The sequence below is a fragment of the Paracoccus sp. (in: a-proteobacteria) genome (genome assembly GCF_030604785.1).
GTDB lineage: Bacteria > Pseudomonadota > Alphaproteobacteria > Rhodobacterales > Rhodobacteraceae > Paracoccus.
Genome location: NZ_JAUVVF010000019.1, coordinates 47228 through 58085, shown reverse-complemented (window position 1 = coordinate 58085; position 10858 = coordinate 47228). Strand labels below are relative to the sequence as shown.

The window sequence follows — 10858 nt, the reverse complement described above, 5'->3', positions numbered from 1 at the left end:
GCGCGAGGGCCGCGACGGCCAGCGCCGTCCGCAGGGCAAGCCCGCACGGGGCCGCGACAGCGATCAGGCTCAGAGCGGGCGTGGCGATGGCCAGCGCCACGATCGCAAGGGCAAGCCCGGCGGTCCGAAATCGGGCGGCAAGCCGGGCGGGCAGGGGCCCAAGACCTTCTCCTCGCGCCCCGAGAAGAAGGCCGATCCCGACAGCCCCTTCGCGATCCTTGCGGCGCTGAAGGACCGCAAATAGGTGAGCACCGCCGCCGATCCGGGTCTGCGCCTGGACAAGTGGCTCTTTCAGGCGCGGGTCTTCAAGTCCCGCGCCCTTGCCGCTGATCGCATCGCGGGCGGCGGCATCCGCGTGAACGGCCAGCCCTGCCTCAAGCCCCATCGCGCCGTCAGGCCGGGCGACGAGGTGGTGATCTCTGCCCATGGCCGGGTGCGGGTTCTGCAGGTGCTGGAACTGGGCCATCGTCGCGGCCCCGCCTCCGAGGCGCAGGGCCTCTACCGTGATCTTTCCGACGGGTTGATTGATCCGTCCGAAGGGACTAGGTGAAGCCCCTGAACAGCCACGCACGAAAAGAGCGCGCCAGATGACCTATGTCGTGACCGACAACTGCATCATGTGCAAATATACCGACTGTGTCGAGGTTTGCCCTGTTGACTGCTTCTACGAGGGCGAGAACACGCTGGTCATCCATCCCGACGAATGCATCGATTGCGGCGTCTGCGAACCCGAATGCCCCGCCGACGCGATCCGCCCGGATACCGAGCCGGACATGGAGAAATGGGTCGAGTTCAACCGCAAGTACTCCGAACTCTGGCCGGTGATCACTCGCAAGAAGGACCCGCTGCCCACCGCGACCGAAATGGATGGCGTGGACGGCAAGCTGGACAAGTATTTCTCGGAAGCGCCCGGCGCGGGCGACTGAGGGCGATTCGGCGCGAAAGGGCAGGGGCAGTCCGCTCCGCCCTGGCACGCCGATTGCAACATCTTGGCCGATCTGGCGAAATCCGCAGGCCAGCCATGCGCAAGGCGCCCCTAACGGGCGCTTTCTTGCGCGTCATTTTTGTGTTATGTTCCGGCCTATCGCGCTGCTGACCGCTTGTCAGAGGCTGGGTTAGTTTGTGCTGCAAAGCTGCCTTATCCGGGCCCTCTGCCGGGCCGGATTGACAGACAGACAGGAAAACGGACCGAAGGTGGCCCCCGCCGCTTGCGGTTTTTTTGTGCCCCTGACGGGGCGCATGCAGAGGAAGCCAGATGTCGAAAACCAAGAAGAACGAATTCCGCCCCGATGATTTCGTCGTCTATCCGGCCCATGGTGTCGGCCGGATCGTGTCGATCGAAGAGCAGGAAGTCGCGGGGCTGCGGCTTGAGATGTTCGTCATCTCGTTCGACAAGGACAAGATGACCCTGCGCGTGCCGACCGCCCGCGCCAGCGAGATCGGCATGCGCAGCCTGTCCTCGCCGGACCTGATCGACCGCGCGCTGGAGACGCTGAAGGGCAAGGCCCGCGTCAAGCGCGCCATGTGGTCGCGCCGCGCGCAGGAATACGAGCAGAAGATCAATTCCGGCGATCTGATGGCCATTGCCGAGGTCGTGCGCGACCTGCACCGCAATGACGATCAGCGCGAGCAATCCTATTCCGAGCGCCAGCTTTACGAGGCCGCTCTGGACCGCCTGACCCGCGAAGTCGCCGCCGTCGGCGGTCTGGACGAGGGTGGCGCCCAGAAACGCGTCGAAGAGGTGCTGACCTCGCGCGCCGCCTGACGCCTGCGCGATCCTTTCAAGGGGCGCCCCGACCGGGCGCCCCTTTTGCGTGGCTCGGATCGCAGGGGCCGGGTGACGGTCGCGCGACAGGGCCGGGGCGTGCCCGTGCGGTCGTGGACAAGCCGCGCGGGCTTACCTATAAGCGCGGTCAAGTGACGCATGAAGCAAGAGGCGCTTTCCCATGATCAAGGTCTTCGGCCACACCGCCCCTGACACAGACTCCACCGGCTCGCCCATCATCTGGGCCTGGTACCTGAACGAGGTCCGCAAGCAGCCGGCCGAGGCCGTCCTGCAGGGCGAGCCCAATACCGAGGCGTCGTGGATGCTGAACCGGTGGGACCTGCCGAAGCCGCGCATCATCCAGGACGTCGCCAAGGGCGATCAATGCGTGGTCGTCGACACGAACAATCCCGGCGAGCTGCCCGCCTCGATCAACGACGCCGACGTGATCGAGATCATCGACCACCACCTGCTGGCGGGTGGCATCAAGACGCGCGGTCCGATCAACATCACCGTCCGTCCGCTGGCCTGCACCGCCACGATCATGCACGACCTGATCGGCGAGGACATGGCCCGCGCACCGCAATCCATCAAGGGCGCGATGCTGACCTGCATCCTGTCGGATACGCTGGAATTCCGCAGCCCGACCACCACGCCCCATGATCGCGCCGTGGCCGAGAAGCTGGCCGCCGATCTGGGCATCGTCATCGCCGATTACGCAGCCGAGATGTTCGCGGCGAAATCCGATGTCAGCGCCTTCTCGGAAGAGGCCCTGCTGCGGATGGACAGCAAGGAATACGAACTGGGCGGCAAGAAGCTGCGCGTCTCGGTGCTGGAAACGACCGCACCGCAGGTCCTGCTGGATCGCAAGACCGCTCTGCTGGCGGCGATGCCCAAGGTCGCGTCCGATGACGGCGCCGACGAGGTGCTGCTGTTCATCGTGGACATCCTGCGCGAGGAAGCCACGCTTCTGGTCCCGAACGACTTCGTCAAATCCGTGGCCGAGCGCAGCTTTGCCGCGACCGTCACCGGCGACAGCGTCGTCCTGCCCGGCATCATGAGCCGCAAGAAGCAGATCCTGCCGGCGCTGGCCGTCTGATGACGCAGATCATCGGCGCGCTGTCCGACATCGCGGATGGCTATGATGCGCTGTTCTGCGATCTCTGGGGCTGTCTGCACAATGGCAGGCAGCCCTGGCCCGAGGCCGTGGCGGCGCTGCAATCCTTCCGCAGGGCGGGCGGGCAGGTCTGCCTGATGACCAATGCGCCGCGTCCCAACCGCTATGTGATCGAGCAGCTCGACCGCATGGGCGTGCCGCGCGACGCCTGGGATCTGGTCGTCAGCTCGGGCGACGCCGCGCAAGAGGCGATGTTCGCCGGCGCGGTCGGCCGCAAGGTCTGGCATATCGGCCTGGACAAGGACGAGGGGTTCTTCACCGACATCCCGCCCGAATTCGCGGATGCCCCGCCGATCACGCGCGTCCCGCTGGAAGAGGCCGAGGGCATCGTCGCCTCCGGCCCCTTTGACGAGCGGACCGAGACGCCCGAGGATTACCGCGCCCGCTTCCTGCTGGCGCGCGAACGCGGCCTGCCGATGCTCTGCGCCAATCCCGACATCGTGGTGGATCTGGGAGAGACGCGGATATACTGCGCAGGCGCGCTGGCCGAATTCTACGAAAGCCTGGGCGGCAAGGCCTTCTATTTCGGCAAACCCCATCCGCCCATCTATGACCGCGCCCGCCGCCTGATGGATCTGGGCGAGGATGCGCGCATCCTGGCGGTGGGCGACGGGATCGCCACCGACATCAAGGGCGCGGCTCAGGAAGGGATCGACGCCCTGTTCGTGACCGGCGGTCTGGCGGCCGAGGCCTTCGGGCCCGATGTCGAGAATCCCGATCCCGTCGCCTTGCAGGAATGGCTGTCGGTGCAGGAACTGGCGCCGCGCTACGCCATCGGACGGCTGCGCTGAGGGCTGCGGCGGGCCGCTCTCTTGCAACCCGGCCCGCCCTGCGCGATATGCAATGCCGGAACGGGCCGCATGCGGCCATGACTAGAGGGCTGGCCTTGCAGATCCATCGTGACTGGACCGGATTGACCGCTTCGGCCCGTGGGGCCAGTCTGGCCATGGGCAATTTCGATGGCGTCCATCGCGGCCACCGGGCGGTGATCGAGGCGGCACGGGCGGCCTCGGACGCGCCTCTGGGCGTGCTGACATTCGAGCCCCATCCGCGTCAGTTCTTTGCCCCCGACGCGCCTGCCTTCCGGCTGATGAATGCCGAGGCACGCGCGAACCGGCTGGCCCGCCTGGGGGTCGAGCATCTTTACGAATTGCCCTTCAGCGCGGTTCTTGCGGGCCTGACGCCCGAAGCCTTTGCCCGCGATGTCCTGGCCGAGGGGCTGGGCGCGGCCCATGTCACGGTGGGCGCGGATTTCTGCTTCGGCAAGGATCGCGCCGGGACTGCGCAGACACTGGCCGATCTGGGGCGCACGCTTGGCTTCGGGGTCACGATCCTGCCCCTGGTCGGGGACGCGGGCGCTGAATACAGCTCGACCGCGATCCGGCAGGCGCTGACCGAGGGACGCACCCGCGATGCCGAGCGGATGCTGGGCCATTGGCACCGGATCGAGGGCGAGGTCGTCCACGGCGCCAAGCGCGGGCGCGAACTGGGCTGGCCCACCGCCAATATGGCGATGGAGGGGCTGCACCTGCCGCGTCTGGGCGTCTATGCGGTTCTGGTCGATGTGCTGACCGGGCCGGACCGGCTGTCCTGCCAGGGGGTCGCCTCGCTCGGGGTGCGCCCGATGTTCGGCGAGAACGCCCCCAACCTCGAGGTGCATCTGTTCGACTTTTCGGGCGATCTTTATGGGCAGCACCTGTCGGTCGCGCTGGTCGAGTTCCTGCGCGACGAGCTGCGCTTTGACGGCCTGCCCGCGCTGATCGACCAGATCGCACGCGATGCCGATCAGGCGCGGCGCGTGCTGGCAGGCGGCTGATGCCGCCGCGTTTCTGGGAATTGCCGCTGGACGAGCTGACCCGCCCTGAATGGGAGGCGTTGTGCGACGGCTGCGGCAAATGCTGCCTGAACAAGATCGAGTTCGAGGATACGGACGAGCTGGCCTTTACCCGCGTCGCCTGCAAGCTGCTGGACGGCCAGACCTGCCGCTGCACCAGCTATCCGAACCGCCACCAATTCGTGCCCGATTGCGTCGTCCTGACCCCCGAGAAGCTGGGCCAGATCGCTTGGTGGCTGCCCGCGACCTGCGCCTATCGCCTGCGGGCCGAGGGCAAGCCGCTCTATGACTGGCATCATCTGGTCTCGGGCGATCCCGAGGCGGTGCATCGCGCAGGCGCCAGCGTGCGCGGCTGGACCGTCAGCGAGGTGACCGTCACCGAGGATGACTGGGAGGATTACATCATCGAGGACCTGTCGTGAACTTCGCCTCGGACAATTCCTGGGGCGCGCATCCGGCGGTTCTGGCGGCTCTGGCGCGCGCGAATGAGGGTGCGGTCATGGGTTACGGCGCCGATCCCGTCACGGCGCGCGCCGAGGCCGTGATCCGCGACGCGCTGGAGGCGCCCGATGCGGTGGTGCGCTTCGTGGCGACCGGCACGGCGGCCAATGCGCTGGTCTGCGCGCAGCTGGCGCCGTCCTTCGGGCGGATCTATTGCCACGAGGACGCGCATATCGAGACGAGCGAATGCGGCGCGCCGGAATTCTACGCCCATGGCGCCAAGCTGGTGACGCTGCCGGGTGCGGACGGCAAGCTGACGCCCGAGACGCTGCGGAAAGCGCTGGAGGCCGGGGCGGGCGCGGGGCTGAATGGCGGCCGGAACGCAATGGTCTCGATCACCAACGCGACCGAATGGGGCACAGTCTATGCGCCGGACGAGGTCGCGGCGCTGGCCCGGGTCGCGCATGAGGCCGGGCTGCCCCTGCATATGGACGGGGCGCGCTTTGCCAACGCCGTCGCCTCGGCCGGGTGCAGCGCGGCGGAGATGACCTGGCGGGCCGGGGTGGATGCGCTGTGCCTGGGCGGGACCAAGAACGGCGCGATGGCGGCCGAGGCCGTCCTGTTCTTCGATCCGGCCCATGCCGAGGGCTTCGATTATCGTTGCAAGCAGGCGGGCCATGTGTTTTCCAAGCAGCGTTTCCTTGCCGCGCAGATGCTGGCGCTGATCGAGGACGGGTTGTGGCTGCAACTGGCGGCCTGCGCCAATGCCAAGGCACAGGCATTGGCCGAGGCGGTGACGGCGGGCGGCGGCCGGCTGCTGGCGCCGGTCCAGTCGAACGCGGTCTTTGCCGAGATTCCCGCCGAAGCCCATGAACGGGCCCGCGCGGCTGGGGCGTTGTATCACCTGTGGACGGATCGGCCGGTCGAGGGGCTTGATCTGGTGCCGCTGCGGCTGGTCACCGCCTGGGATACGCCCGAGGCCGAAGTCGCGCGGATGGCGGGCCTTTTGGCGGGTTGAGGGGGCGGAGGGGGGCGCTGCCCCCGCCGCGCGTGCCGCGCGGCCCCCCCGGGGTATTTCGGCAACGAAGAAGCGTCAGGCGCGCAGGGCGTCGAGAAGCAGGCGCAGCGCGTGTTCGACGGTCGCCGCGCGGACGCGGTGGCGGCCGACCGCGCCGAATTCGACGGTTTCGGTGCGGGTGCCGAAGGCCTGGGCGATGCCGAAGCACACGCGGCCTTCGGGCTTGTGTTCGGACCCGCCCGGTCCTGCAATGCCCGTGACCGAGACGGCGATGCCCGCCGCCGATTGCCGGAGCGCGCCTGCGGCCATCTCGGCGGCAACCTCTTCGCTGACGGCTCCGTGGGCGTCGAGCGTGTCGGGGCGCACGCCCAACATCTGCTGCTTGGCGGCGTTTGAGTAGGTCACGAAGCCACGGTCGAAGGCATCTGAGGAGCCCGGGGTTTCGGTCAGGGCGCCCGCGATCAGGCCGCCGGTGCAGCTTTCGGCGGTGGCGATCATGACGCCGCGGGCGCGGGCGGCGTCGAGGACATCGGCGGCGAGGGTCATAGCATCATCGGAATGTGGAAGGCGGCGGCGGCGATCATGGTCGCGATGCCGGCGAAAAGGCCGGCCCAGAGGTCGTCCTCCATCACACCGCGGGCGTCGTGGCGTCGGTCGGCGCGGCCGACGAGCCAAGGCTTCCAGATGTCGAAGAGACGGAAGAAGAGGAAGGCGGCGAGCCAGCCGGGCCAGGGGAAGTTGTCCGCCGGAAGGCCCATCATCCAGAAGCCGAAGGAGGGGAAGAGGAGGGCGAGCCACTGGCCGGCGACCTCGTCGATCACGATCTCGGAACGGTCCGGGTCGGCCATGCCGGCCGTGTGGACGCGGATCGCCCAGAAGCCGATGAGCGTCACCGCGATGGTAGCGAGGGCCAGCAGCGGGAAATGCCCGATCCGGTGGATCAGGAGGCCGAGGCCGACGGCGACGGCCGAACCCCAGGTTCCGGGCGCGGGTCGCAGGAGGCCCGCCCCGAACCAGATGCAGACGATGCGTGCCATGCTCATGCCTTGATCAGCGTGGCTGTGGCAAGGGCCGCGATGCCCTCGCGGCGGCCGGTGAAGCCCAGCCTTTCGCTGGTTGTCGCCTTGACGCTGATGCGGGCCGCATCCACGCCCATGATCTCGGCCAGGCGATGGGCCATGTCCAGCGCATGTGGCCCGATCCTGGGCGCCTCGCAGATGAGGGTGACGTCGGCATTGCCGATACGAAACCCCTTGTCGCGGGCCAAGCTGGCCGCATGGGCCAGGAAGATCGCGCTGTCGGCACCCTTCCACTGCGGGTCCGAGGGGGGGAAGTGGCGGCCGATATCGCCCTGCGCCAGCGCGCCATAGATGGCGTCGGTGAGCGCGTGCATGCCGACATCGGCATCCGAATGGCCCAGCAGCCCCGCATCGTGCGGTACGCGGATGCCGCAGAGCGTCACGTGATCGCCCGGTCCGAAGGCGTGGACGTCGTAGCCGTTGCCGAGGCGGATATCCATGGCACCTCCCAGGATGCGTTCGGCCCGCTCGAAATCGGCGGGAAAGGTGATCTTGAGATTGTCCTCGGAACCGGGGGTGATCGCAACCTCGATCCCCGATTTCAGAGCCAGTTCGACATCGTCGGCCGCGTCCCCGGGATGGGCGCGATGGGCGGCGAGGATGCGGTCGAGGATGAAGCCCTGCGGCGTCTGCGCGCGAAAGAGCCCCTCACGCGATGCCGTGGCGATGACGCGTGCCTGCGTCCCGCGCCAGAGGGCGTCCGAAACCGGCAGGGCGGGGGCGGCGGCAGGGGCGCCGGCTTCCAGTGCGTTTATCACGCCTTGGATCACGGCGTCGGAGACGAGGGGGCGCGCGCCATCGTGGATGAGGACGTGGCTGGCCTGGCCCTCCAGCGCCTCGAGGCCGGCGCGGACGCTGGCGGCGCGGGTCTCGCCGCCGGTGAGGATGGTGACGGGGCCGGCGTAGCGGGCCATCGCCTCGGCCAGATCGTCCGGGTGGACGACCAGCACCACGCGCTCGAAACCCGCGAAGGCGGCGAGGGCGCGGTCGAGGACGGGGAGTCCCCCGAGGGTGCGCCATTGCTTGGGTTGCCCGCCGCCGGCGCGGGTGCCCCGGCCGGCGGCGGTGACGATCGCGGCGAAGCCCCGCGTCGCGCGGATCATGCGTGGTCGGGCATGTCGCCCCGGATCGCCTTGGCGAAGGCGGTGCGGTAGAGGGCCGAGAGATCCGCCAGCGGGGCGCTGTCGCCGCCGAAGGTCACGTCGCTGCCGCCGAAGCGGCCGACCTGCGCCACGGGGATGCCGGCCGCCTGAGCGGCTGACAGCATAGCCTCGGCCCCGGCTTTGTCGCAGGCGACGAGGTAGCGAGCCTGGTCCTCGCCGAAGAGCTGCGCGATGTCGGCGGCCTCCACCGTGACGCCGAGGCCGGCCGCCTCGGCCATCTCGAAGGCGGCGAGTGCGAGGCCGCCATCGGAGAGGTCGTTCGCGGCGCGCAGGGCCTTGCGGTTCGCGCGCAGGAACTCGCCATGCTTGCGCTCGGCGGTCAGGTCCACGTGGGGGGCGTCGCCGGCCTCGATGCCGAAGGCCTCGTAGGCGAGCGCCGACTGGCCCAGATGACCGCGCGTCTCGCCGATGACCAGCGCCAGATCGCCCTCCGCCGGCAGGCCGGCGATCAGCTCGTCCAGATCCGCGATCAGGCCGACGCCGCCGATGGTGGGGGTCGGCAGGATGCCCTTGCCATCCGTCTCGTTGTAGAGCGAGACGTTGCCCGAGACGATGGGGAAGTCGAGCGCGCGGCAGGCCTCGCCGATGCCTTTGATCGCGCCGACGAACTGGCCCATGATCTCGGGCTTTTCCGGGTTGCCGAAGTTGAGGTTGTCGGTGGTGGCCAGCGGGGTGGCGCCGACGGCGGTCAGGTTGCGGTAAGCCTCGGCCACGGCCTGCTTGCCGCCCTCGTAGGGGTTCGCCTTGACATAGCGCGGGGTGACGTCGCTGGTGAAGGCGAGCGCCTTGCGGGTGCCGTGGACGCGGACGACGCCGGCGCCCATGCCGGGCCGGCGGATCGTGTCGGCGCCGACCTGGGTGTCGTACTGCTCCCAGACCCAGGCCTTGTGGGCGTGGTTGGGGCTGCCGATCAGGGCGCGGAGCGCGGCGATGGGGGCGATCTGCGGCAGCTCGGGCGCGGGGCCGGCGGCGGGCGTTTCCACCCACGGCCGGTCGTATTCGGGGGCCGAGGAGGAGAGCTTGGACAGCGGCAGGTCGGCCATCACCTCATTGCCGTGCAGGATCAGGAAGCGGTCCTCGGGGATCGTCTCGCCCACGATGGCGAAGTCAAGGTCCCATTTCTCGAAGATGGCGCGGGCCTCGGCCTCCTTCTCGGGCTTGAGGACCATCAGCATCCGCTCCTGGGATTCCGACAGCATCATCTCGTAGGCGCTCATGTTCGTCTCGCGCTGCGGGACGTGGTCGAGGACCAGCTTGATCCCCAGGCCGCCCTTGTCGCCCATCTCGACGGCCGAGCAGGTCAGACCCGCCGCGCCCATGTCCTGGATCGAGATAACCGAACCCGAGGCCATCAGCTCGAGACAGGCTTCCAGCAGCTTCTTCTCGGTGAAGGGATCGCCGACCTGGACGGTGGGGCGCTTCTCCTCGATCGTGTCGTCGAACTCGGCGCTGGCCATGGTCGCGCCGCCGACGCCGTCGCGGCCGGTCTTTGCACCCAGATAGACGACCGGCATCCCGACGCCCGAGGCGGCCGAGTAGAAGATCTTGTCGGCATCCGCGAGCCCCGCCGCGAAGGCGTTCACCAGGCAGTTGCCATTGTAGCTTTCGTGAAAGCGCACCTCGCCGCCCACGTTCGGCACGCCGAAGGCGTTGCCGTAGGCGCCGATCCCCTCGACAACGCCTTTGACCAGATGCGCGGTCTTGGGGTGCGAGGGCAGGCCGAAGGACAGCGCGTCCATCGCGGCGATCGGGCGGGCGCCCATGGTGAAGACGTCACGCAGGATGCCGCCGACGCCGGTCGCGGCGCCCTGATGCGGCTCGATATAGGAGGGGTGGTTGTGGCTCTCCATCTTGAAGACCACCGCCTGGCCGTCGCCGATGTCGACGACGCCCGCGTTCTCGCCCGGCCCGCAGATGACCTGCGGCCCCTCGGTATGCAGCGTGCGCAGCCATTTCTTCGAGGACTTGTAGGAGCAATGCTCGTTCCACATCGCGCTGAAGATGCCCAGCTCGGTGAAGGTCGGCTCGCGCCCGATGATCTGCAGGATGCGGTCATATTCGTCGGGCTTGAGCCCGTGCGCGGCGATCAGTTCCGGGGTGATCGTCGGTTCCTGCATGTCCTGCCCTTCCTGCGCGTGAATTCTCGCGCCTTTTAGGGCCAGATCGCAGACAGGGGAAGGCCACCCGCGCGGGTTGCGGCATAAAAAAAAGCCGGGCACGAGGCCCGGCCCAAGTCCAACAGGGAGGTAGAAGGTGATGAGCGAATACGCTAGGCATCGCCTTCTGAGCCCGATTTATGTGCAGGATGTGAACGGTTCAAGTTTTAACATGCTGCGGATGCGACATAGCCGCCATGCAGTTACCGAATAGCTACAGACAAA

General features: G+C 68.2%; 13 protein-coding genes. 9 read left to right on the top strand and 4 right to left on the bottom strand.

Going from position 1 to position 10858, the window contains the following annotated elements; genetic code table 11:
• The 9 genes from QAR72_RS08210 to QAR72_RS08170 all read left to right on the top strand — a co-directional run.
• Positions 1-244 (top strand): hypothetical protein (locus QAR72_RS08210; RefSeq protein ID WP_304616882.1); only part of this gene is annotated, 244 nt, incomplete at its 5' end.
• Complete coding sequence (locus tag QAR72_RS08205) at positions 245-550, top strand: RNA-binding S4 domain-containing protein (RefSeq protein WP_304616881.1); 306 nt, start codon at positions 245-247, stop codon at positions 548-550.
• Between the two features lie 37 nt (positions 551-587).
• Complete coding sequence (gene fdxA / locus QAR72_RS08200) at positions 588-926, top strand: ferredoxin FdxA (RefSeq protein ID WP_304616880.1); 339 nt, start codon at positions 588-590, stop codon at positions 924-926.
• A 329-nt stretch (positions 927-1255) separates the two neighbouring features.
• Positions 1256-1765 carry a CarD family transcriptional regulator gene (locus QAR72_RS08195; protein WP_304616879.1) on the top strand — a complete coding sequence of 170 codons (510 nt, stop codon included), beginning with the start codon at positions 1256-1258 and terminating at the stop codon, positions 1763-1765.
• Between the two features lie 181 nt (positions 1766-1946).
• Positions 1947-2864 (top strand): manganese-dependent inorganic pyrophosphatase, encoded by a 918-nt coding sequence (locus QAR72_RS08190; protein ID WP_304616878.1) that lies wholly within the window; start codon positions 1947-1949, stop codon positions 2862-2864.
• On the top strand, positions 2864-3733 hold the full coding sequence (locus QAR72_RS08185; RefSeq protein ID WP_304616877.1) for a TIGR01459 family HAD-type hydrolase: 870 nt from the start codon (positions 2864-2866) through the stop codon (positions 3731-3733). The genes QAR72_RS08190 and QAR72_RS08185 overlap by 1 nt, the downstream gene beginning before the upstream one ends.
• Positions 3734-3828: 95 nt before the next feature.
• Positions 3829-4758: a bifunctional riboflavin kinase/FAD synthetase gene (locus QAR72_RS08180; RefSeq protein ID WP_304616885.1), complete on the top strand. Its 930-nt coding sequence runs from the start codon at positions 3829-3831 to the stop codon at positions 4756-4758.
• The gene (locus QAR72_RS08175) at positions 4758-5198 is read left to right on the top strand and encodes a YcgN family cysteine cluster protein (RefSeq protein ID WP_304616876.1); all 441 of its coding nucleotides are present in this window, start codon (positions 4758-4760) and stop codon (positions 5196-5198) included. The genes QAR72_RS08180 and QAR72_RS08175 overlap by 1 nt, the downstream gene beginning before the upstream one ends.
• A complete protein-coding gene (locus tag QAR72_RS08170) occupies positions 5195-6235 on the top strand; it encodes a threonine aldolase family protein (RefSeq protein ID WP_304616875.1) in 1041 nt (346 codons plus the stop codon). The genes QAR72_RS08175 and QAR72_RS08170 overlap by 4 nt, the downstream gene beginning before the upstream one ends.
• Before the next feature lie 75 nt (positions 6236-6310).
• Here the strand turns inward: QAR72_RS08170 and QAR72_RS08165 are convergent, their stop codons facing one another.
• Genes QAR72_RS08165 through purL form a run of 4 tightly spaced genes read right to left on the bottom strand, consistent with a single transcriptional unit; the run spans position 6311 to position 10594 of the window.
• On the bottom strand, positions 6311-6781 hold the full coding sequence (locus QAR72_RS08165) for a CinA family protein (RefSeq protein WP_304616874.1): 471 nt from the start codon (positions 6779-6781) through the stop codon (positions 6311-6313).
• Entirely contained in the window at positions 6778-7278 is a 501-nt protein-coding gene (locus tag QAR72_RS08160) for a phosphatidylglycerophosphatase A family protein (RefSeq protein ID WP_304616873.1), read from the bottom strand. The genes QAR72_RS08165 and QAR72_RS08160 overlap by 4 nt, the downstream gene beginning before the upstream one ends.
• Positions 7275-8417, bottom strand: coding sequence for a bifunctional 2-C-methyl-D-erythritol 4-phosphate cytidylyltransferase/2-C-methyl-D-erythritol 2,4-cyclodiphosphate synthase (locus QAR72_RS08155; RefSeq protein ID WP_304616872.1), 1143 nt, complete (start codon positions 8415-8417; stop codon positions 7275-7277). The genes QAR72_RS08160 and QAR72_RS08155 overlap by 4 nt, the downstream gene beginning before the upstream one ends.
• Complete coding sequence (purL, locus tag QAR72_RS08150; protein ID WP_304616871.1) at positions 8414-10594, bottom strand: phosphoribosylformylglycinamidine synthase subunit PurL; 2181 nt, start codon at positions 10592-10594, stop codon at positions 8414-8416. Before purL ends, QAR72_RS08155 begins: the two co-directional genes overlap by 4 nt.
• Positions 10595-10858 lie beyond the last annotated feature (264 nt).